Raw genomic sequence first — 23071 nt, 5'->3', positions numbered from 1 at the left:
CGGGCATTGGGCGGGGAATCGCTCAGCAGGTTGATTTATGTCGTCAGGACGCCATCGCGTAGCGCTCGAGCCAGTGCGCGTACGGCGCCGGCAGCACCCACGACGGGCGGGGCAGGCCCAGGTCCTTGGCGGCGCGATACGGGTAGTGCGGGTCGGCCAGCAGGGCGCGGCCCACCATCACCAGGTCCATCTGGCCGTCGGCGATGACGCGGTTGGCGTTGGCCGGCGCGTCGATGCCCCACGATGCCGCGACCGGCAGGCCCGCCTCGCGGCGCACGCGTTCGGCGACCGGCGCCAGGAAGGCCGGGCCCCATGGAATCGCCGTTTTCGGGATCGTGAAGCCGACCGACACGTTCAGCAGATCGAGGCCGCCTTCGCGCATCTTCTTCACCAGGGCAACGGATTCGGCGAGGGTTTCCTCGTCGCGGCCGTCGTATTCGATGACGCCGAAGCGGGCCGTCAGCGGCAGGTTCTCCGGCCACACCTCGCGCACGGCGGCCAGCGTCTCGAGCAGGAAGCGGCCGCGGTTCTCGGCATTGCCACCGTAGATGTCGTCGCGCTGGTTCGAATGCGCGGAGAAGAACGATTGCGCGAGGTAGCCATGGGCAAAATGAAGCTCCAGGTACTCGAAGCCGGCGTCGCGCGCGCGGCGGGCGGCCGCCACGAAGTCGGCCTTCACGCGCTCGATGTCGGCGATCGTCATCGCTTGCGGCACTTTGGGCAGGTTGGCGCCAAAGGCGACGGCGGAGGGGGCGATCGTCTGCCAGCCGCGCGGATCGCCCTCGGGGATGTGGTCATCGCCTTCCCAGGGGCGGTTGGCGCTGGCCTTGCGGCCGGCGTGGGCGATCTGGATGCCGGCCACCGCGCCGCCGGACTTGATCGCGGCGGCGATGCGCGCCATGCCCTCGGCCTGGGCATCGTTCCACAGGCCCGTGCAGCCCGGCGTGATGCGGCCTTCCGGCGACACGGCGGTCGCTTCCACGATCACCAGGCCGGCGCCGCCGCGGGCGATGCTGGTGTAGTGGGCCAGGTGCCAGTCGTTGGTGAAGCCGTCCACGGCGCTGTACTGGCACATCGGCGGCACCGCGATGCGGTTGCGCAGGGTGACGTCTTTCAGTTTGAATTCGGAAAAGAGTGCGGTCATGTCTTTCAGCTTGATAATGACGAGGGTGGCACTGTAAGCGCCGCTCGTCATCATGTAAACTGATGGTACCTTATCGTTCCCATTAGAGTTTGTTATGCATCCTCCACAGTGGCTGCAATCGTTCGCGGCCTTGGCCCATGCCGGCAGCTTTACCCGCGCGGCCGAAGCGCTGGGGCTCACCCAGGCCGCCGTCAGCCAGCACGTGCGGCAGCTGGAAGACCGGCTGGGGCCATTGCTGATCCGCCGGCCCCGCGCGATCGAGCTGACGCCGGCCGGCACGGCGCTGCTGCGCTACTGCGCCGAAATCGAAGAGGCGGACCGCCGCCTGGCCGCGCGGCTGGCCGACGAAGACGCCTGCCGTGGCGACGTGGGCGTGATCACGCCCGGCAGCGCGGGCCTGTTCCTGTATCCGCGGCTGCTCGACTTCCAGGCGGCGCACCCTGGCCTGGCGATCCGGCACCGCTTCGCGCCGGACCGGGAAACGCTGGCGCAGGTGCTGGACAAGCGCTACGACCTGGGCATCGTGGCGCTCAAGCCCGACGACGTGCGGCTGGCCGCCACCCCATTGGCCGAAGAGGCGCTGGAACTGGTGGTGCCTGCCGCAAGCGAGGTGCGCACCTGGGCCGACTTGCAGGCGCTTGGCTTCATCGACCACCCGGAAGGCCATGCGATGGCCACGCGCCTCCTGAGCCGCGCGTTTCCCGGCAATCCCGGCATCGCCAGCGTGCCCTCGCGCGGTTTCTCGAACCAGGTGGCCCTGCTGCTCGAACCCGTCGCGCGCGGGCTCGGCTTCACCGTGATTCCCACCCATGCCCGGCGCTGCTTCGCGCGCCAGGAGGCGATCCGCGTGATCGATGCCGCCACGCCCGTGGTGGCCACGCTGTGGCTGATCCACCGCGCCGAATGGCCGCTGCCGGCGCGCGCCCGGCGCGTGGCCGCTTATCTGCACGAGCAGCTGCGCGAACAACCGCGCGAACAACTGCGCGAACAACTCCCGACAAGGATGACACATGAATGACGAATACCTGGGCTTCCTTCGCGAACTGGCCGACGCGGCCGCCGCCGCGGCGCTGCCGCATTTCCGCACCCGCATGGCCGTGGAGAACAAGGAATCCGGCGGCTACGACCCGGTGACCGTGGCCGACAAGGCGGCCGAGCGGGCCATGCGCGATCTCATTCGCGCCCGCTACCCGGAGCACGGCATCGTCGGCGAAGAGGAGGGCAGCCTCGCCGGCAGCAGCCCGTATCACTGGGTGCTCGACCCGATCGACGGCACGCGCGCCTTCATCTGCGGCTTGCCGCTGTGGGGCACGCTGATCGCGCTGAACGACGGCACCCGGCCAGTCATTGGCGCGATGTACCAGCCGTTCACCCGGGAACTGTACACGGGAGGACCCGGCGGCGCCTGGCTGAACGGCACGCCGCTGCGCACGCGTGCCTGCGCCGATATCGGCTCGGCGCGGCTGATGGCCACCGCGCCATCGATCTTCCGCAAGCCGGAACAGCGCGCCGCCTTCGATGCGGTCGCGGCCGACGCGCAGCTGCTGCGCTACGGCGGCGACTGCTACGCGTACTGCATGGTGGCCGCGGGCCATGTCGACGCCGTCGTCGAGGCGAGCCTGCAGCCGTTCGACATCCAGGCGCTGATTCCCATCATCGAGGGCGCCGGCGGCGTGATCACCAGCTGGGATGGCGGCGACGCGCAGCACGGCGGCACGGTTGTCGCTTGCGGCGATCCCGTATTGCATGCCCGGCTCGTCGAACGGCTGCGCCACGCGGCTTGACGGCACCGGGTGCAAGCAGGCAATGCTCCACGGCGACCTTGCCAAGACCACTTTTTGGAGTACCATGAACTTCTAAATGGAGGTTTTCATGGCGTTCTCCCGATATGCATTGCAACAAGAGCAATTCGTCAAGGATGCAACGGCACTGGTGGCCGAGGCCGAGGCCCTGCTTGCGGCACCGGAGGTGCACGAACGGCGGGGCGAATACCTGGCCGCACTGAAAACAGCGCAAGAGGCGGTGTCCCGGCTCGAGGTGATCGCCAATCCCGTTCCTCCCGGCGAGCGCGCCAACGAGTTCGCGCGACTGCTGGAGCGGCTTGCCGGCAGCGATTTCGGCGCGGCCGAGGCCATCCGCGCCGGCTTTCCCGCCGCCATCATCAAGGATGCCGCGGCATACTTCGACGTGCCGGCGGCACGCATCCGCGCCATCGTCCGCCTGCCGGAAACCACGGCGCACACGCTGGCGAAGCGGGGTTCCTGCCTCGATGCGGCGCTTTCCGAGCGGATATGGCGGCTGGCCGATGTATTGGCCATGGCGCGGGAAGTGTTCGAGGAAGAGCGCGCGGCCCGGGCATGGCTGCTGGCCCCGAACCGCGCGTTCGGCGGCGCGGCGCCCATCGACCACCTCGACACGGAACCCGGTGCCACGGCGGTGCGGCAGGTGCTCAACGCCATCGCCACCGGCGGTGCCGCTTGAGGTTATGGCGCATCGTCCAGCGCAGGCATGCGCTGGACAAGCTGTGCCTTGGTGCCGCGCAGTTCGGTGGCCGCTGGAACCCGGTCGGCATGCCGGCCCTGTATTGCGGCACGTCGGTGGCGCTCTGCAGCCTCGAGAAATTCGTCCATGTCGGGGCCGGGCCGCTGCCGCCCATGGTGCTGGCGGCCGTCGATATTCCGGACGATACCGTCCTCCATGAACCCGCGGTGGCCGCGTTGCCGGCCGGCTGGGATGCGCTGCCCACTTCGAAAGCCGCCCAATCCTTCGGCGGCGCCTGGCTCGCCCGCGGCGCCGAACTGGGGATGAAAGTGCCGTCCGCCATCGTGCCCGAGGAAACGAACGTCATCCTCAATCCGCGCCATCCGGCGTACGGCGCGGTCGCGCTGAGTATCGTGCGGCCGTTCATGTTCGACGACCGGATGTTCAAGTAGGCGATGTTCCAACCATGATCCCAAGAAACGTTGTCAACGATTCGCAGCGGTCGTGCCCAGCAACGTGCGGCCGTTCACGGATGTTAAAAAAGGGGATGTCCCGGACGGTTGTCGTGAAAACGTTGTCAAGAATCGCAATGCCTCCCGTTGAAATTCGTAATTGCCGCCACTTGCCGGCGTGAGCAAAATGGCCATACGATCGCCCGTTGCGCTCTTTCAACTATTACAATGGCGCCACAAGACGAGCATGGGGAGACGAACGACATGCTGAGAACGCATCGCATCGCGCTGCTTTTCAACGCCAACAAGATTTTCGACCGCGAAGTCATCACCGGCATCGCCGCCTACCTGGCCAGCACCCGCACGGCGTGGGACCTGTTCCTGGAAGAGGATTTCCGGCTGCGCCTGGCCGGCATCGACGGCTGGCAGGGCGACGGCATCATTGCCGACTTCGACGATCCCATGGTGGCGCGCGCGCTGGCTGCCACGCGCGTGCCGATGGTTGCCGTGGGCGGTTCGTACCAGAACCCGGCCGACTATCCGGCCGCCGTGCCCTATGTGGCCACCGATAACTTCAAGCTCATCAAGCTGGCCTACGATCACCTGATCGAGGCCGGCCTGCGCCACATCGCCTGTTTCAGCCTGCCCGAGGCGCAGGAAAACCGCTGGGCGCAGGAGCGCGAGAAGGCGTATTGCAAGCTGCTGCTGCGCGACAGGCTGCAACCCGAGGTGTACCGGGGCCGCGCGACCAGTGCGCAGCACTGGACGGAGGCGGTAGAGCAACTGGTCGCCTGGCTGCAGAGCCTGCCGAAGCCGGTCGGCATCATTGCCGTGACCGATGCGCGGGCGCGCCAGCTGATGCAGGCGTGCGCGCTGGCCGGCATCGAGGTGCCGGAGCAGGTGGCCGTGATCGGCATCGACAATGACCCGCTGGCGCGCATGCTCACGCGCATTCCGATGAGTTCGGTGATCCAGGGCGCCCAGGAAATGGGCCGCACGGCGGCCCACCTGCTGGACCAGATGCTGCACGGCGTGCGCCTGCCCGATACGCGCATCCTGGTGCCGCCGGCCGGCATCAACGTGCTGGCCTCCAGCAAGCACGAGGCGGGCAAGCACCCGCACGTGATGCGCGCGCGCCACTTCATCCGCCAGTATGCGTGCCAGGGCATCAAGACCGACCAGGTGGCCCAGTACGTGGGCATCTCGCGCTCGTCGCTGGAAGCGCATTTCCGCGCGGAGCTGGGCCGCAGCGTGCACGACGAGATCCTGCGCCTGCGGCTGGAAGCGGCCACCGGCTACCTGGCGCGCGGCGGCTGTAACCTGGCCGACGTCGCCGTCCGCTGCGGCTTCACGTCGAGCCAATACATGCACTCGGTGTTCAAGCGGGAACTGGGGTGCACGCCGCGCGCCTGGCAGGAACGACAACGGAGCGCCGAAGCCGCCGGCGACGTGCGGGAATGATCATCATGCCGCCAATGGCCGTGTCGGCCGCCACGGCGCGGCGCTTCACGCTGACCAATGCCTGGGGCATGCGGGTGACGATCAGCGAGCGCGGCGCCGCGCTCGTCTCGTGGCTGGCGCCCGACCGGTACGGCCGCATGGCCGACATCCTGCTCGGCTACCCCGAAAACGAATACCTGCTACACCACCGTCATGCCTGGTTCGGCGCCATCCTCGGCCGCTGGGCCAACCGCATCGCGCGCGGCCGCTTCAAGCTCGATGGCCGCGTGGTGCAGGCCGACGTCAACGACCGCGGCAACCACCTGCACGGCGGCGATGCCGGCTTCCATGCGGCGCACTGGGATGGCGAGCTGGCGCACGGCGGGCTGGCGCTGTCCTATGTGTCGCCGGACGGGCAGGGCGGCTTTCCCGGCACCCTGGCCGTGCAGGTCTTCTACCAGCTGGACGACGACGGCAGCCTGACCATCGAATACCAGGCCACCTGCGACGCGCCCACGCCGGTCAACCTCACCTCGCACCCGTGTTTCAACCTGAATGGCGGCAGCGCCGACGTGGGCGACCACATGCTGCGCATCGATGCCGACTACTACCTGGAGATCGACGCCGTGGGCATCCCGATCGGCCGCGCCGCGGTGGCCGGCACGCCGTTCGACTTTCGCCAGCCCGCCGCGATCGGCCCACGCATGCGCTGGCCCGATCCGCAGATCCGCGTGGCGGGCGGCTTCGACCACTGCTACTGCCTGCCGTCGGACCCGCGCGAACGCGGCCGGCTGCGCAATGTGGCGCGGGTGGTCGACCCCGGCTCCGGCCGGCAACTGGACGTGGCCACCACGGAGGCGGGCCTGCAGTTCTACAGCGGCAACGGCCTGACCGGCGTGCGCGGCCGGAACGGCGTGATCTATTCGCGGCACGACGGCTTTTGCCTGGAAGCGGGCGCCTTTCCCAATCAATTGAACGGCAAGGGCGCGGCCGCCGTGATCCTGCGGCCAGGGCAGGTCTACCGGCAAACCACCGTATACCGAGTGTCGGTCCAAGGCTGAAATATTGTTCGGTCGGCTGGTGAATTTCGCAATTGAACCGCGCCGCCGTCCCCGTCCAGAATGCTGCCAGAACAGAATCCTGCCAGAACAGAATCCTGCCAGAACCATAACGACGAGACGCCATGCGCCATATCCTCCCGCTGCTTCTGCTGGCGGCCGCTTCCGCACACGCGGCAGCCGCCGGTGCGGCCGCATCGGACCCACTCACGCTCTTCAAGAACCGTCCGGGTGCCGGCTGGCAGGTGCGGGTGGCCGATCCGGAGAATGCCGTGCCGCTGGCCGGCGCGAGCGCCGTCGTTCCCAAATCCGAAAATCAGCCGCAGGCCGTCGTGCGCGGCACGGCCGGCAAGGTCGCGGGCCGCAACGCGCTCACGCTCGCCTGGCGCGATACCTGGTACGCGAGCCTGCGCTTCGAGAGCACGCCACGCGACCTGCGCCCCTACCTCGACAAGGGTGTCGTGGCATTCGACCTGAACGTTCGCGACCTGGGCAAGGGTGGCATCGACTTCAGGCTCGATTGCGGCGAAGGCTGCGAACGCAAGGTGCCCTACGTGCTGCCCGGCCGGGCCGCGGCGGGGCAGGGCTGGAAGAGCGTGTCCATCGCATTGAAGTGCTTCTACCGCGAAGGCGATGTTTTTGAAACGGTCATGAAACCGTTTTCAGTCGACGCGACGGGGCAGGGCGAAGTGGCCGTGGCCAACGTGCGCATCCTGAAGAGCGGCCAGCCCAATACCGCGTGCCCGGACTACCGCACCCGTTCCGTCACGCCCGAACCGCTGAACGAATCGTGGGCGATCGACTGGTGGATGCCGCGCCACGAGGAAAAGGTAAAAGACAACGCCGCGCGTCGCGTTGCCGGCAAACTGCCGCAACTCGTGTTCATCGGCGACTCGATCACCGAGGGCTGGGCGAAGGAGGGCAAGGAAGAATTCGCCCGGCGCTACGCCCGCTACCAGCCGATCAACCTGGGCTTTGGCGGCGACCGCACGGAAAACATCCTCTGGCGCATCCGGCATGGCGAAGTGGACGGCATCGACCCGAAGGTGGTGGTGCTGATGGCGGGCACCAACAACACGGGCAGCCGGCAGGAAGACCCGGCCACCACGGCCGCCGGCCTGCGGCGCGTGATCGACGAACTGCAACAGCGCCTTCCGAACGCGAAGATCCTGCTGCTGGGCGTGTTTCCGCGCGACGCGGCGGACAGCCAGTCGCGCCGCATCAACGACGCGATCAACGGGCGCATCGCGCAGTTTGCGGACAATCGCCGCGTGTTCTTCGCCGACATCGGCAGCGCCTTCCTCGACGAGCACGGCACGCTGTCGAAAGACATCATGCCCGACCTGCTGCACCCGAACGCGCGCGGCTACGAAATCTGGGCCCGGGCCATGGACCCGATCCTGCAACCGCTGCTGACCGGCTACCGCTGGGGCAGCGTGGCGATCGGCGGCGGCGGCTTCGTGTCGGCCGTGGTCCCGACGGCGGAGCAGGGCGTGGTATATGCCCGCACGGACGTCGGCGGCGCCTACAGGTGGACGGGCGATCGCTGGACGCCGCTGCTGGACTGGGTGTCGGAGGACCAGACGGGCTTGCTCGGCGTGGATTCGCTGGCGGTCGACCCGCGCGACCCGGCCAGGCTCTACCTGCTGGCAGGCATCGCGTATCACAACGGCGGCCGCACGGCGATCCTGCGCTCGCGCGACTACGGCAAGACGTTCGCCGTCACCGATGTGACGGCGCAGTTCAAGACCCACGGCAATGGCCCCGGCCGCAACAACGGCGAACGGCTGGCCGTCGATCCCGGCGCTTCCAACGTGCTGTACGTGGGCACGCGCGCCAATGGCCTGTTCCGCAGCGACGATTTCGGTGCGACGTGGCAGCACGTGCGGGGGCTGGACGTGGCGGCCACGCCGAACGGCGCCGGCATCGCCTTCGTGCTGCCCGATCCGGCCAGCGTGAAGGGTGGAAGGAGCGAGCGGCTGTTCGTCGGCGTGTCGCGCGCCGGCACCAATCTGTTTCGCAGCGACGACGGCGGCAGGACGTTCCAGCCCATGGATGCCACGCCCGGCGGCCTGATGCCGCAGCGCGCCGCGCTCGACGGCCTGGGCCACCTGTACGTGACCTTCGCCAACGGGGCCGGCCCGCACCCGCGCGGCGACGAAAAGATGGACAGCGGCGCCGTGCGCAAGTACGCCATCGCCTCCGGCGCCGGCCAGGACGTGACGCCGAAGGGCCCGCGCGCCGCTTACTCCGGCATCAGCGTCGACCGCGCCGATCCGCGCCGGCTGCTCGCTTCCACCATCAGCCTGTATGCGCGGCAAAGCGGCGAGAAGGGGGACGCGAAGGGCGACCGCTTCTACCTGTCCACCGATGGCGGCGCGAGCTGGACCGACCTCGTCGCGCGCGGCTTCCGGATGGACCATGCCGGCGTGCCCTGGGTGAAGGGCCATGCCATCCATTGGGCCAGCACGATCGCCTTCGATCCCTTCGACCCGCGGGCCGCCTGGGTCACGTCAGGCAACGGCGTGTTCAAGACGTCCAACCTCGACGCGGTTCCCACCGTCTGGCGCTTCGACGTCAAGGGCCTGGAGGAAACGGTGCCGCTGGGCCTCGTCAGCCGCGCCGGCGCGCCGCTGGTGTCCACGATCGGCGACTACGACGGTTTCATCCACACTGACCCGCGGAACTATGGCCGCATCCACGAGCCGCAGATGGGTACCACGTTCGGCCTGGCGTACGCCGGCATGCAGCCGCAGGTACTGGCGCGGGTGGGAAAGTCGATCTACGTCACGCGCCATGGGGGTGCGAAGTGGCGCCTGGCGCGGGGTATGAACGGCACCAAGGGACAGCTCGCGCTGTCGGCGGACGGCAAGGTGCTGCTGCATAGTCCCGAAAGGTCGCGCGTGACTTTCCGATCCACGGACGATGGCGATACCTGGACCACCGTGACCGGCCTGGATGGCGCGCGCCCCGTCGCGGACCCGGTCGACGGGAACCGCTTCTATGCCTACCAGGACGGCGCCTTCCTGGCCAGCGCCGACGCCGGCCGCACCTTCAGCGTGACGGCGCGGCTGCCGGAGGGGGGCTCGGATGTCGTGCGGGCCGTGCCCGGCCGCTCGGGCGACGTGTGGGTGGCCCTGAGGAACGGCGGCCTTGCCCGTTCCACGAATGGCGGCGCCACGTTCGCCGCGATCAGGGACGCGACGTACGCCGGTGCCGTCGGTTTCGGCAAGGCCGAACGGGAAGGCGGCTATCCGGCCGTCTACCTCTGGGGCACGATCGACGGCTTGCGCGGCATCTGGCGCTCCACCGACGAGGGCGCGAACTGGGTGCGCATCAACGACGACGCGCACCAGTATGGCGGGCCGGGCGACGGGCGCTTCATCGTGGGCGACATGAACGTGGTCGGCCGCGTCTACATGAGTACCGCCGGGCGCGGCATCGTGTACGGGGAGATGGCGCCATGATGCGGGTCCTTTTCGCCACGCTGTGCTTCACGGCCGCGGCCCACGCGGCGCCCGACCTCACGCTGCGCTACGACCGCCCGGCCACGGACAATGCCGACGGCTGGGAGCGCGAGGCGCTGCCCGTCGGGAATGGCCGCATCGGCGCCATGGTGTTCGGCCAGCCGGCGCGCGAGCATGTGCAATTCAACGACATCACGCTGTGGACGGGCGACGCGCAGTCGATGGGCGCCTTCCAGCCGTTCGGCGACCTGTACATCGACCTGCCGGGCCATGCCGCCGCCACGGGCTATGCGCGCACGCTGGACCTGGCGCGCGCGCTGCACACGGTCACCTATGTGCACAACGGGGTGCGCTACCGCCGCGAAACGATCGCCAGCCATCCGGCCGGCGTGATCGTGGTGCGCCTGACGGCCGACCGGCCGGGAGCCCACACGGGCGTGGTGCGCCTGACCGACCAGCACGGCGCGCACATCAACGCCTTCGGCAACCGCATCCACGCCACCGGTTCGCTGGCCGGCTTCGTGGTGCCGCGCGAGCGGGGCAACCAGTGGACGCCGGCGCACCAGCCGCTGACGTCGAACCAGATGGATTACGCGGCCCAGGTGCAAGTCATGAACGAGGGCGGCAAGCTGGTGATGGAAGGCGACACGGTCCGCTTCGAGCAGGCCGACGCCGTGACGCTCGTGCTGGGCGCCGGTACCAGCTACGCGCGTAATGGCGCGGCGAACTTCCAGGGCCCGCACCCGCTCCCGCGCGTGACCGAACAAGTGAGCCGCGCGGCGGCACGCCCATGGTCCGATTTGCAGGGCGAGCACGAAAACGATTTCAAGCGCCTGTTCGGCCGCCTGGAGCTCGACGTGGGCACGGCTGCGGTGGAGCGCCGCGCGCTGACGACGGACCGCCGCCTGGCCGAATACACGCGCCGGGGCAACGACCCGGAACTGGAAGCGCAAGTGTTCCAGTACGGCCGCTACCTGCTGATCGGCAGCTCGCGCGGGCCGCTGCCGGCCAACCTGCAAGGCCTGTGGAACAACAGCCTCACGCCGCCGTGGAATGCCGACTACCACACGAATATCAACATCCAGATGAATTACTGGCCGGCCGAGGTGGCGAACCTGTCGGAGCTAACCGAGCCCCTGTTCGGCTTCGTGGAAGCCATGGTGCCCTCGTACCGCCGCCTGGTGGCCGAGAGCGCGGCCAACCCGTCGCGCGATGCCGAGGATGGGCAGGTCGTGGAGACCTTCCTGCGCAAGGACGGCAAGCCGGTGCGCGGCTGGACGGTGCGCACCGAAACGAACCCGTTCGGCTACATGCAGTGGAAGTGGAACAAGACGGCCAACGCCTGGTATGCGCAGCACTTCTGGGAGCACTACGCGTTCACACGCGACAAGGCATTCCTGGAAAAGGTTGCGTATCCGCTGCTGAAGGAGGTGAGCCAGTTCTGGCTTGACTACCTGAAGGAACTCCCTGACCGCGGCGGCGGACCGGGAAGGCTCGTGGCGCCGAACGGCTGGTCGCCGGAACACGGCCCCGTCGAGGACGGCGTGTCGTACGACCAGCAGATCGTGTGGGACCTGTTCCAGAACACCGTGGAAGCGGCGGCCGAGCTGAAGACGGACGTGGCCTTCGCGGGGCAGGTGGCCGCCGCGCGCGACCGCCTGGCCGCGCCGAAGATCGGCAGCTGGGGCCAGTTGCTCGAATGGATGGAGGAAAAGCAGGACCCGATCCTCGACACGCCGAACGACAATCACCGCCACGTGTCGCACCTGTTCGGGGTGTTCCCCGGCCGGCAGATCACCCCGGGTCGCACGCCGGCGCTGGCGCAGGCCGCGCGCGTGTCGCTGGCCGCGCGCGGCGATGCCGGCACCGGCTGGTCGATGGCATGGAAGGCCGCGTTCTGGGCGCGCCTGGGCGACGGCGACAGGGCCCACGCGATGCTGCGCGGCGTGATCGCCACGCCCGGCGCCCGCACGCAAGAGCACAAGCCGGGAACCGAAGAGAACACGGCCGGCGGCATGTACCCGAACCTGCTGGACGCGCACCCGCCATTCCAGATCGACGGCAATTTCGGCACCACGGCGGCGATCTGCGAAATGCTGCTGCAATCGCACGACGGCGTGCTGCACCTGCTGCCGGCGTTGCCGGCGGCGTGGAAGAGCGGCTCGGTATCGGGCCTGCGGGCACGCGGAGGATACGAAGTGGACGTGACATGGCGCGACGGGAAAGTGACGTCGGCGACCGTCAGGGCGAAACCGGGCAACGGGGCCGGCACCGTGCGCGTGCGCGCGGATGCGAAGACCGTGATTCTGAAACTGAAGCTGGGTGAGGCGAGGGTGATCGGCGCACAACTGCGCTGAACGAAAGAGCGCCACCGCGACGCGCGGCGGCAACCCTGGCCCGGACAAATAAATTTTCAAGGAGATGCAGGTGAAACAGTTTAAGCTTACCGCGATGGCGCTGGCATCGGCGCAGATCGCCTTCCTGGCCGGCGCGGCCCACGCGCAGACGGCCGATGCCGGCAATCCCGGCGCCACCGCGACCGTGGTCGTGACGGGCCAGCGCGCCTCGCTCGAGAATGCGCAGAAGATCAAGCAGAATTCGGACGAGATCGTCGATTCCATCGTGGCCGCCGACATCGGCAAGCTGCCCGACAAGTCCGTGACCGAGGTGCTGCAGCGCGTGGTCGGCGTGACGATCGACCGCACGATGTCGCGCGGCGACCCGGAACACTATTCCGTCGAGGGTTCCGGTGTATCGATCCGCGGCCTGTCCTACGTGCGCTCCGAGCTCAATGGCCGCGATTCGTTTTCGGCCAATGGCGGCCGCTCGCTGAACTTCGAGGACGTGCCGCCCGAGCTGATGGCCGGCCTGGACATCTACAAGAACCCGTCCGCCGAGCAGATCGAAGGCGCCATCGGCGGCCTGGTCAACCTGCGCACCGCGCTGCCGTTCGACTTCAAGGGGCCGAAGGTGTCGCTGTCGGCATCCACCGCCTACTCGGAGCTCAAGCGCGGCAAGTGGTCGCCGTCGGCCTCGATCCTGCTGTCGAACCGCTGGAAGACCGGCATCGGCGAGGTGGGCGTGCTGGTCGACCTCGCCCACTCGGAGAGCAATACCCGCACCGATGCGTTCCAGGTCGAGCCATACTACCCGCGCGATAACGTGGTAGCCGGCCGGACCGTATGGATTCCGAAGGGCGCGCAATGGCGCACCCTGAACTTCAACCGCGAGCGCCAGGGCATGTACGGCGCGCTGCAATGGAAGAAGGATGCCAACCTGCGTTCGCACGTCACCTTCTTCAAGTCCAAATACCAGATGGATTGGGATGAGAATGCAATCTTCTCTTCCGCCGATGCGTACAAGATCACGGCAAGCCCGAACTCCACCTACGGCGCCAACGGCCAGTTCCTGACCGGCACGCTGGCCGCCCCGACCGAGAACGGCATCGACTTCGGCGCCGATACCCGGATCGCCAACCGCAAGTCGGACACGACCGACGTCTCCTGGAACCTGGAATGGCGCGCCAACGACCGCTGGACCTTCACGTCCGACCTGCAGCGCATCAAGGCGAAGTCGAACGGCTTCGATTCCACCGTGGCCACCGCGGTGAAGATGCCGAGCGAAACGCTGGACCTGACCGGTCGCCTGCCACGCCTGACCTTTACGGATGCCGACCGCGCCCACCTGGCCGACCCGAGCAAGTACTACTGGAACTTCACCCAGGAACACATGGACCGCAGCGAAGCGGAATCGAAGGCGTGGAAGGGCGACGCGAAGTATACGTTCGACCACCCGGTGCTGCGCGACCTGCGCTTCGGCGTGCGCTTCACCAAGCGCGACTCGATCAACGAGAATTCCAACCCGGACTACAACTGGGATGCGATCACGGCTTCCTGGATGGGCCACCTGAACGGCAACCTGGCCTATATGTCGGACCCGCGCTTCGCCGCGCCGACGATCCTGGGCACGTTCCCGAACTTCTTCAACGGCAAGGCCAGCGTGCCGGCCGTCGTGTTCCCTGGCGTGTCGCTGGCGACCGGCTACCCGCAAAGCTATGCGCAGCTGCACGAATTCTTCCAGATCCTGTGCCGCGAAAACCCGCCCGTCGACGGCAATTGCGCGGCCTGGAACCCGGCCAAGTTCGGCGGCAATCCGGCCGGCATCAACGAGCAGTCGGAAAAGACCAAGGCCTTCTACACGCAGCTGCGCTTCGGCTTCGACGACCTGAAGTACCCGGTCGACGGCAACATCGGCGTGCGCTACGTGAAGACGGACATGAACGCGCACGGCTACACGACGTTCAAGAACGACAGCCGGGACAGGATGTACCTGAACGGCAAGCCGGGCAGCGTGACCATCCCGGACATGCCGGCGTATGAAGCGGCGCGCGCCTACGACAATTCGTACAGCAACGTGCTGCCGAGCCTGAACCTGCGCCTGCAGGCGCGCCCCGACCTGCAATTCCGCTTCGCGCTCGCCAAGGCGATCTCGCGGCCGGACTTCTCGCAGCTGCAGGGCTACACCACGCTCACGCAGGGCGCCACCACGACGGGCGAGGGCCCCAGCCTGATCGTCAACAACGTGTCGCAGACGGGCGAAGGCAAGGGCAACCCGATGCTGCGGCCCATCAAGTCCGACCAGGTCGACCTGACCGGTGAATGGTACTTCGGCAAGTCCAGCTCGATCACCATGGCGATATTCCACAAGCGCCTGAAAGACGTGATCGTCAACCAGACCTACGGCTACGAGCTGGCGGACGTGAACGGCCAGCCGTACACGTTCAGCGTGACGGCACCCGTCAATGGGGCGCGCGGCCGTGCCACCGGCTACGAAATCGCCTACCAGCAGTACTTCGACAAGCTGCCGGGTGCATGGGCGGGCCTGGGCGTACAGGCGAACTACACGTATGTGAGCAGCAGCACCACGCTGTACAACGACAAGTTCACCGCCTACTGCGCGGTCGGCAATACGGCCGCCAACATCAACCTGAACCAGAACGGCTGCGACACCAACGGCCAGTCGTTCGGCAACCTGCCGCTGCAATACCTGTCGAAGAACTCGTACAACCTGGCGATCCTGTACGACTACGGCAAGTGGTCGGCGCGCGCGGCGTGGAGCTGGCGCTCGAAGAACCTGCAGGGCGTGAACGTGAACGGCACGCGCGGCGACAACGGCACGGATACCAACCCGAACAGCCCGACCCGCGGCGCCACCAATATCGGCTGGGCCCTGCCGACGTGGGTGGACGACTACGGCCAGCTCGACGCATCGATCTCCTACCAGATCAACGAGCGCACGCAGATCCTCGTCGACGGTACCAACCTGACCGATTCCAAGTACAAGCAGCTGATGCAGCAGGGGATCGGCATGATGGGCCGTGCCTGGTTCGTCTCCGGTCCGCGCTATTCGGCGCGCCTCAACTATTCGTTCTGACAGGGAGCCCATGAAAGCATTCGCCAAGCCGATGTTCAAGGCGGGTTTGCTGGCCGGTGCCTGCGCGATGATGGTGTCGGCGGCCATGGCCGCCGAGCTGCCGCGCGTCGTCACCAAGGATGGCCGCCATGCATTGCTCGTGGATGGCGCGCCTTACCTGATCCTGGGTGGCCAGGCGCACAACTCCAGCAACTACCCGAAGGCGCTGCCCGAGGTATGGGCCGCCATCGCCGATGCCCAGGCCAATACCCTCGAGATCCCCGTCGCCTGGGAGCAGGTCGAGCCGGTGGAAGGAAAGTTCGACTTCAGTTTCGTCGACACCCTGGTCAAGCAAGCCCGCGAGAAGGACGTGCGCCTGGTGCTGCTGTGGTTCGGCACCTGGAAGAACACGGCGCCCGCCTACCTGCCCGAATGGGTCAAGTTCGACAACAAGCGCTTCCCGCGCATGGTCGACGAGAAGGGCAAGAGCAGCTACAGCCATTCGCCCTTCGGCGGGGAGACCCTGAAAGCCGACCGGCGCGCCTTCGTCGAGTTCATGAAGCACCTGAAGCGGATCGATGGCGACCGCCAGACCGTGATCATGGTGCAGGTGCAGAACGAGGTGGGCACCTACGGCCTGGTGCGCGACCATGGCCCGGCCGCGCAACAGGCGTTCAACTCGCCGGTGCCGGCCGCCGTGGTGGCGAAGCAGAAGCCGCCCCGCGGTTCGGCCAATAACCTGGGAAAGGCCGGCGGCACGTGGAAGGAAGTGTACGGCGAGTACGCGGACCAGTATTTCCACACTTGGGCGGTGGCGAGCTACATCGAGGAGATCGCGAAAGCCGGCCGCGCGGTCTACGACCTGCCGATGTTCGTCAACAACGCGCTGCGCGACCCGGTGGAGCCGATGGCACCGTGGCGCGGCAATTTCGCCAGCGGCGGTCCGACCTACGACGTGCTCGGCATTTATGAAGCGGCCGCCCCGCACATCGACGTGGCAGGGCCGGATATCTACCTGCACGAATCCGACAAGATCGCCGCCACCCTGAAGCAGTTCCACACGAAGGACAATCCGCTGTTCGTGCCGGAGATCGGCAATTCGGAAGACTTCGCGCGCGTGGCCTATGCCGTGTTCGGGCAGGGCGGCATCGGCTTCGCGCCGTTCGGCATCGATTACTTCGAATTCAGCAACTACCCGCTGGGTGCGAAGGCGTGGGACAAGACGATGACCGAGCCGTTCGGCAAGGTGTACGGCGCGTTCCGCCCGATGATGCGCGAATGGGCCAGGTGGGGCTTCGAAGGCCGCACGCGCGGCGTGTTCGAACACGATGACCGCAAGCCGCAGGATATCGCGCTCGATGGCTGGAAGGCGACTGTCAGCTTCCGCCAGCGCCAGTTCGGGGATTCGATGGCGAAGAACGACCCGATCGAAGGCACGGACAAGCCGAACGGCGGCCTGGCCGTCGCGCAGGTCGGCGACAACGAATTCATCGTCGTCGCCCAGCACGCGCGCATCAAGTTCGACCCTGCCGGGCGCAATGCCGGCAAGTCGTCCATGTATGCGCGGGTCGAGGAAGGGCAATACGACGGCAAGGGCAATTGGGTCATGGAGCGCGTGTGGAATGGCGACCAGATCGACTACGGCCTCAATTTCGGCGCGACGCCGACGGTACTCAAGATCAAACTGGGGACTTACCAATGATGAAAATGCAGTTGAAGACAATCAGCCTGGCTTGCCTGATGGTGGCCGCCGGTGCGCCGGCCTGGGCCGGCACGTTCCAGCAGACCGCCACCGGCGTGACGATCGCGCCCGATAGCGGCGCAGCCAGGGAGATCCGGCTGCAGGTCATGGCCGACAATATCGTTCACGTGGTGAAGGTGGACCAGGCGGGCAAGGAATTGACGCCTTCCCTGATGACGATCGCCAAGCCGTGCGCCTGCACGTTCGACGTGAAGAAGACGGGCGACAGCTTGAGCCTGGCCACGAAAAAGCTGGTGGCCAACGTGTCGCTGAAGGATGGCCGCGTGCAGTTCGCCGACAAGGGCGGCGCCGTGTTCCTGAAGCAGGATGCCGAGGACATGCAGCCGGTGACCGTGGGCGGCAAGCCTTACCTCGCCGTGAAGCAGGGCTTCAACTTCGGCACGAAGGATGCGTTCTACGGCACCGGCCAGCACCAGAACAACCAGGTCAACCTGAATGGCGAGGATGTCGACCTGCTGCAGCACAATATGGATATCGCCATTCCCCTCGTGGTGTCGGACAAGAACTACGGCATCCTGTGGGATAACAACGGCATCACCCGCTTCGGCGACCCGCGCCCCTACGGCGCGATCAACCGCGACCTGAAGCTGACGGACGCGCAAGGCAAGGAAGGCGCGCTGACGGCCCGCTACTACATCGGCGGCAAGCTGGCGCTGGAGCGCCGCGAAGAGAAGATCAACTACCAGTACCTGAAGGACGTGGCCGAGTTCTGGCCGAAGGAACTGAAGCCGCTGAAGGACCTGAAGGATGTGAAGGTCGTGTGGGAAGGCAAGCTCGCCTCCGACAAGCCGGGCGTTCACAAGATGAAGCTGTACTCATCCGATTACGCCACGCTCACGATCGACGGCAAGCAGGTGATGGATGTGTGGCGCCAGGGCTGGAACCCGTGGTACCACAATTTCGAGGTGGATTTTGCCGCCAACAAGCCGGTGGACTTCAAGCTCGAGTGGAAGCCGGAAGGCGGCATGATCTACGTGGCGCACAACAACCCGCTGCCGAAACCGGAGCGGCATTCGCTGCAATTCTCGTCCGAGATCGCCGAAGGCCTGAACTACTACGTGATCCGCGGCACCAGTATCGACAATGTGATCGGCGGCTACCGCGTGCTGACGGGCGCCCAGCCGCTGATGCCGAAGTGGGCCTATGGCTTCTGGCAGTCGCGCCAGCGCTACGAGACGCAGGACCAGTTGCTCGACACGGTGAAGACCTACCGCCAGAACGGCTGGCCGCTCGACAACATCGTGCAGGACTGGTTCTACTGGCCCGAGAACGGCTGGGGCTCGCACGACTGGGACCCCAAGCGTTTCCCGAACCCGAAGGGCATGGTCGATGAAGTGCACAGGATGAATGCCCGGATCATGCTGTCCGTCTGGGGCAAGTTCTACGAGAACACGGAGAACTACCAGGAACTGAAGGCCAAGGGCCACATGTGGACCAAGAACGTCGAGGATGGCGCACTGGACTGGGTGGGCCCGGGCTACAAGAACAGCCACTATTCGCCGTACGCCAAGGAAGCGCGCGACATCTACTACCGCCAGATGAAGACCAAGCTGGTCGACCTGGGCTTCGATGCGTGGTGGCTGGACAATACGGAGCCGGACGTGCTGTCGAACAGCCGCCTGGAAGACTTCAAGCAGCTGATCGGGCCCACGATCTACGGCCCCGGCGAGATCACGTTCAACTCCTACAGCCTGCTGCAGACGCAGGCCCTGTACGACGGCCTGAAACGCGACCAGCCGAATAAACGGCAATTCATCCTGTCCCGTTCCGGCTTTGCCGGCGTGCAGCGCAACTACGTGGCGATCTGGAGCGGCGACACGGTGGGCCGCTGGAACAACCTGTATGACCAGATCTCGGCGGGCGTGGGCTCCACCATGTCCGGCATTCCGAACTGGACGCATGATATCGGCGGCTATGCGCAGGAAACCCGCTTCCAGAGCGGCGAGCTGGGCTCGGCGCAGGAAAACCGCGGCATCGGCGGCGCGCAGGTCAAGGAAGAAGACCTGAAGGAATGGCGCGAGCTGAACCTGCGCTGGTGGCAGTTCGGCTCGTTCACGCCGCTGTTCCGCTCGCACGGCGAAGTCGTGAAGCGCGAGATCCACCTGATCTCGCCGGAAGGCTCGCCGATGCGCGATTCCATGGTGTGGTACCTGAAGCTGCGCTATCGCCTGATGCCCTATATCTACGCGACCGCGTCGAGCACGTACTTCGACGAAGGCTCGATCATGCGCGGCCTGGTGATGGACTTCCCGAACGATCCGGGTTCGAAGGACGTGAAGGATGAATACCTGTTCGGCCATGCCTTCCTCGTCGCGCCGGTGTACGAGTACGGCGGCCGCGAGCGCAAGGTCTACCTGCCGAAGGGTGCGCAGTGGTACGACTACTACACGGGCGAACGCTTGCAGGGCGGCCGTACCGTGACGGCGGCGGCGCCGGAAACGCGCATGCCGCTGTTCGTGAAGGCCGGCTCGATCGTGCCGATGGGTCCCGTGACGCAGTACGTGGACGAGAAGCCGGATGCGCCGATCACGTTGAAGGTGTACACGGGCGCGAACGGCCAGTTCAGCTTCTACGAGGACGATGGCGTGACCGAGGACTACCAGCGCGGCAAGTACTCGCGTATTCCGTTGACCTGGAATGAGAAGGCTGGCACGCTCACGATCGGCCAGCGCTCCGGCGACGGCTACCAGGGCATGCTCGCGAAACGCACGTTCCGCGTGCACTTCGTGAAGCCAGGCGTCTCGAGCTCCGAGACGTTCGATGCTTCCGACAAGGAAGTCGTTTATGAAGGCAAACCAGTGACGGTGAAACTGTAATGGCATTGATGAAGAAAGTAGTGGCGGTCGCCCTGGCGGCGGCCTTTGCAAGCACTGCGCACGCCGCGCCCGATCCGGACCAGCGCGCCCGGGACACCGTGGCGCAGATGACGCAGGCGGAAAAGCTGCTCCTCGTGTTCGGCTATTTCGGTGCCGAGTTCCAGGGCGTGAAGCCGCCGAAGGAGGCGATACCGTACACGGCAGGCTATGTGCCCGGTATTCCCCGGCTGAACATCCCGCCGCAGTGGCAGACCGATGCGGGCCTGGGCGTGGCCACGCAGCCGTCGCCGGCGCCGCGCGAGCGCACGGCGCTGCCGGCGGGGCTGGCCACGGCCTCCAGCTGGAACACGAAGCTGGCGTACGAGGCGGGCGCGATGATCGGTCGCGAGGCGCGCCTGTCCGGCCACAACGTGATCCTGGGCGGCGCCGTGAACCTGCACCGCGATCCGCGCAACGGCCGCAATTTCGAGTATGCGGGCGAGGATCCGCTGCTGGCCGGCGTCATCACCGGTGAGCAGATCCGCGGCAACCAGTCGAACCATATCGTCGGCACGATCAAGCACTTCGCGTTCAACGACCAGGAAACGAACCGCAACACGATCGACGTGAAGATCGACGAGGCGGCCGGGCAGATGTCCGACCTGCTGGCGATGCGTATCGCGATCGAGCGGGGTGATCCCGGGTCGGTGATGTGCTCGTACAACCTCGTCAACGGCGTGTACGCGTGCGAGAGCGACTGGCTGCTGAACCAGGTGCTGAAGAAGGACTGGGGCTACAAGGGCTTCGTGATGTCCGACTGGGGCGCCACGCACTCGACCACGCAGGCGGCCAACGGGGGCCTGGACCAGCAATCTGGCTGGCCGTTCGACAAGTCGATGTACTTCGGCCCGGCGCTGAAGGAAGCCGTGGACAACGGCCACGTGCCGAAAGAGCGCCTGGACGACATGGCGCGCCGCATCCTGCGCGCCATGTACGCGAACGGCCTGATGGATGCGCCGCAGCCGAAGGTGGAGCCCGAGAAGATCGACTTCGCCGCGCACGCGAAGGTAACGCGCCAGGTGGCGGAAGAGGGCAGCGTGCTGCTGAAGAACGAAGGCAACGTGCTGCCGCTCGCCGCCGACGTGAAGTCCATCGTGATCATCGGCGGGCATGCCGACAAGGCCGTGATCTCGGGCGGCGGCGCCGCCCAGGTGCACCCGCACGGCGGCAGCGCCGTGAAGGGCGAGGGACCGAAGACCTTCCCGGGGCCGATCGTGTGGCTGCCGTCCTCGCCGATGAAGGCGCTGCAGGCGCGCACGAAAGCGCGCGTGACCTACGTCGACGGCAAGGATGCCGCTGCGGCTGCGCGAGCGGCCGCTTCTTCCGATCTTGCCATCGTGTTCGCCACGCAGTGGGCGGCCGAGAGCGTGGATGCGCCGTCGATGTCCCTGCCGGACAACCAGGACGCGCTGATCGCCGCCGTGGCGGGCGCCAACAAGCGCACGGTCGTCGTGCTGGAGACGGGCAACCCCGTCACCATGCCCTGGCTTAACAATGTGAGCGCCGTGCTGGCCGCCTGGTTCCCCGGCTCCGCCGGCGGCGAGGCGATCGCGCGGCTGCTGACGGGCGAGGTGAACCCCTCCGGCCGCCTGGCCGCCACCTTCCCCGCCTCGGAAGCGCAGCTGCCGCGGCCGAAGATCGACGGCAACCCGAACGACCGTGAAGGGCGCTACAGCACCGACTACAACATCGAGGGCGCGGCCGTCGGCTACAAGTGGTTCGAAAAGACCGGCAAGAAGCCCCTGTTCGCGTTCGGGCACGGGTTGTCGTACACCACATACGAATACGGCGACCTGAAAGCGCGCAACGATGGCGGCAAGGTCGTGCTGACCTTCACCGTGGCGAACACCGGCCAGCGCGCCGGGCAAGCCGTGCCGCAGGTCTACGTCGGCCCCGCCGGTTCGACTGCCAAGGCCGCCGGCTGGGAAGCCCCGCGCCGCCTCGCCGGCTGGGACAAGGTGGCCCTGCAACCGGGCGAGCGCAAGACCGTCAGCGTGACCGTCGACCCGCGCATCCTCGGCGTGTGGAGCGCCAGGACGCGCGACTGGCAACGCACCCCCGGCACCTACGAGTTCACCCTCGGCGGCGCCTCCGACGCCATCACCTCGCGCACCACGCTGGCCCTGCCGAAGTAGCGCCGCCACAACAAAAGCGTAGCGCTTCAACAACAGGGGACAGTCCCCGATTTTTTACAACATTACCTGGGAGCAATCATGGGAATATCACGGATCGCGCTTCTGGCAGTTTCATCCTTCGCGGCCATGCCGGCGATGGCGGCGCAGTTCGATGTGCTGGTGTTTTCGCGCACGGCGGGCTGGCATCACGAGTCGATCCACGAGGGCGTGGCGGCGCTGCGCGAGCTGGGGCGGCTGCATGATTTCAATGTGTTCTGGACCGAGGATGCGAACCGCGTCTTCAACGACAAGGAGCTGGCCAAGTACAAGGCCGTCGTGTTCCTGTCCACCACGGGCGACGTGCTGGACGACGAGCAGCAGCGCGCCTTCGAGCGCTATATCCGCGCCGGCAACGGCTTTGTCGGCGTGCACGCGGCGGCCGATACCGAATACGGCTGGCCGTGGTACCGCAAGCTCGTCGGCCACATGTTCGTCACGCATCCGGCCGTGCAGTCGGCCGTGCTGAAGGTGGAGGATGCGAACTTCCCCGGCATGGAGCGCTTCGCGCCGCGCACGCTGGTGACGGAGGAGTGGTACGAGTACGGCGCCGCCGAGTCGAAGGGCTTGCGTTACCTGCTGTCCGTCGATGAATCGACCTACCGTCCGGAGACCGGCAAGGGCAAGGGCATGGGCGCCTTCCACCCGATCAGCTGGTACCAGCAGTACGACGGTGGCCGCGCCTTCTACACGGCGCTCGGCCATTTGCCGGCCACCTATGGCGACCCGGTGTTCCGCCATCACCTGTATGGCGGCATCTACTGGGCCGCCACGGGGAGGGATCTCAAGGCGCGTTAAGCTGGAGAAATATTGCCAGAAAAGCGGTGCC

Annotated in this window: 14 protein-coding genes; 13 read left to right on the top strand and 1 reads right to left on the bottom strand. The window is 66.8% G+C overall.

Going from position 1 to position 23071, the window contains the following annotated elements; genetic code table 11:
• Positions 1-43: 43 nt before the first annotated feature.
• Positions 44-1144: an NADH:flavin oxidoreductase/NADH oxidase gene (locus V6Z91_RS28210; protein WP_338764182.1), complete on the bottom strand. Its 1101-nt coding sequence runs from the start codon at positions 1142-1144 to the stop codon at positions 44-46.
• Between the two features lie 94 nt (positions 1145-1238).
• On the opposite strand from V6Z91_RS28210, the gene V6Z91_RS28205 reads away from it, so the two are divergent.
• The 13 genes from V6Z91_RS28205 (at position 1239) to V6Z91_RS28145 (ending at position 23040) form a co-directional block, all read left to right on the top strand.
• Complete coding sequence (locus V6Z91_RS28205; RefSeq protein ID WP_338764180.1) at positions 1239-2162, top strand: LysR family transcriptional regulator; 924 nt, start codon at positions 1239-1241, stop codon at positions 2160-2162.
• Positions 2155-2928 (top strand): histidinol-phosphatase, encoded by a 774-nt coding sequence (hisN, locus tag V6Z91_RS28200; protein ID WP_338764178.1) that lies wholly within the window; start codon positions 2155-2157, stop codon positions 2926-2928. The genes V6Z91_RS28205 and hisN overlap by 8 nt, the downstream gene beginning before the upstream one ends.
• An 88-nt stretch (positions 2929-3016) precedes the next feature.
• On the top strand, positions 3017-3625 hold the full coding sequence (locus tag V6Z91_RS28195) for an antitoxin Xre/MbcA/ParS toxin-binding domain-containing protein (protein WP_338764175.1): 609 nt from the start codon (positions 3017-3019) through the stop codon (positions 3623-3625).
• On the top strand, positions 3622-4077 hold the full coding sequence (locus V6Z91_RS28190; protein ID WP_338764172.1) for an RES family NAD+ phosphorylase: 456 nt from the start codon (positions 3622-3624) through the stop codon (positions 4075-4077). The genes V6Z91_RS28195 and V6Z91_RS28190 overlap by 4 nt, the downstream gene beginning before the upstream one ends.
• 264 nt (positions 4078-4341) lie before the next feature.
• Positions 4342-5538, top strand: coding sequence for a DNA-binding transcriptional regulator (locus tag V6Z91_RS28185; protein WP_338764169.1), 1197 nt, complete (start codon positions 4342-4344; stop codon positions 5536-5538).
• A gap of 5 nt (positions 5539-5543) precedes the next feature.
• A complete protein-coding gene (locus V6Z91_RS28180) occupies positions 5544-6578 on the top strand; it encodes an aldose epimerase family protein (protein ID WP_338764166.1) in 1035 nt (344 codons plus the stop codon).
• 122 nt (positions 6579-6700) lie between these two features.
• The gene (locus V6Z91_RS28175; protein ID WP_338764163.1) at positions 6701-10042 is read left to right on the top strand and encodes a GDSL-type esterase/lipase family protein; all 3342 of its coding nucleotides are present in this window, start codon (positions 6701-6703) and stop codon (positions 10040-10042) included.
• Complete coding sequence (locus V6Z91_RS28170) at positions 10039-12399, top strand: glycoside hydrolase family 95 protein (RefSeq protein ID WP_338764160.1); 2361 nt, start codon at positions 10039-10041, stop codon at positions 12397-12399. The genes V6Z91_RS28175 and V6Z91_RS28170 overlap by 4 nt, the downstream gene beginning before the upstream one ends.
• Positions 12400-12469: 70 nt before the next feature.
• On the top strand, positions 12470-15475 hold the full coding sequence (locus tag V6Z91_RS28165) for a TonB-dependent receptor (RefSeq protein ID WP_338764158.1): 3006 nt from the start codon (positions 12470-12472) through the stop codon (positions 15473-15475).
• 10 nt (positions 15476-15485) lie between these two features.
• Positions 15486-17156 (top strand): DUF5597 domain-containing protein, encoded by a 1671-nt coding sequence (locus V6Z91_RS28160; protein WP_338764155.1) that lies wholly within the window; start codon positions 15486-15488, stop codon positions 17154-17156.
• A gap of 5 nt (positions 17157-17161) precedes the next feature.
• Positions 17162-20032, top strand: a complete 2871-nt coding sequence (locus V6Z91_RS28155) for a TIM-barrel domain-containing protein (protein ID WP_338764152.1) — start codon at positions 17162-17164, stop codon at positions 20030-20032.
• Entirely contained in the window at positions 20032-22206 is a 2175-nt protein-coding gene (locus tag V6Z91_RS28150) for a glycoside hydrolase family 3 C-terminal domain-containing protein (protein ID WP_338764149.1), read from the top strand. The genes V6Z91_RS28155 and V6Z91_RS28150 overlap by 1 nt, the downstream gene beginning before the upstream one ends.
• Before the next feature lie 78 nt (positions 22207-22284).
• Positions 22285-23040: a ThuA domain-containing protein gene (locus V6Z91_RS28145; protein ID WP_338764146.1), complete on the top strand. Its 756-nt coding sequence runs from the start codon at positions 22285-22287 to the stop codon at positions 23038-23040.
• Positions 23041-23071 lie beyond the last annotated feature (31 nt).

Source organism: Massilia sp. METH4 (genome assembly GCF_037094685.1).
GTDB lineage: Bacteria > Pseudomonadota > Gammaproteobacteria > Burkholderiales > Burkholderiaceae_D > Rugamonas.
Note: the sequence above shows the minus strand (reverse complement) of the source record. Positions and strands in the feature narration are given on the sequence as shown.

Coding starts and splice junctions, on each gene's coding strand:
- V6Z91_RS28210 (WP_338764182.1), bottom strand. CDS start 1,144: ATGACCGCACTCTTTTCCGAATTCAAACTGAAAGACGTCACCCTGCGC.
- V6Z91_RS28205 (WP_338764180.1), top strand. CDS start 1,239: ATGCATCCTCCACAGTGGCTGCAATCGTTCGCGGCCTTGGCCCATGCC.
- hisN (WP_338764178.1), top strand. CDS start 2,155: ATGAATGACGAATACCTGGGCTTCCTTCGCGAACTGGCCGACGCGGCC.
- V6Z91_RS28195 (WP_338764175.1), top strand. CDS start 3,017: ATGGCGTTCTCCCGATATGCATTGCAACAAGAGCAATTCGTCAAGGAT.
- V6Z91_RS28185 (WP_338764169.1), top strand. CDS start 4,342: ATGCTGAGAACGCATCGCATCGCGCTGCTTTTCAACGCCAACAAGATT.
- V6Z91_RS28180 (WP_338764166.1), top strand. CDS start 5,544: ATGCCGCCAATGGCCGTGTCGGCCGCCACGGCGCGGCGCTTCACGCTG.
- V6Z91_RS28175 (WP_338764163.1), top strand. CDS start 6,701: ATGCGCCATATCCTCCCGCTGCTTCTGCTGGCGGCCGCTTCCGCACAC.
- V6Z91_RS28170 (WP_338764160.1), top strand. CDS start 10,039: ATGATGCGGGTCCTTTTCGCCACGCTGTGCTTCACGGCCGCGGCCCAC.
- V6Z91_RS28160 (WP_338764155.1), top strand. CDS start 15,486: ATGAAAGCATTCGCCAAGCCGATGTTCAAGGCGGGTTTGCTGGCCGGT.
- V6Z91_RS28155 (WP_338764152.1), top strand. CDS start 17,162: ATGCAGTTGAAGACAATCAGCCTGGCTTGCCTGATGGTGGCCGCCGGT.
- V6Z91_RS28150 (WP_338764149.1), top strand. CDS start 20,032: ATGGCATTGATGAAGAAAGTAGTGGCGGTCGCCCTGGCGGCGGCCTTT.
- V6Z91_RS28145 (WP_338764146.1), top strand. CDS start 22,285: ATGGGAATATCACGGATCGCGCTTCTGGCAGTTTCATCCTTCGCGGCC.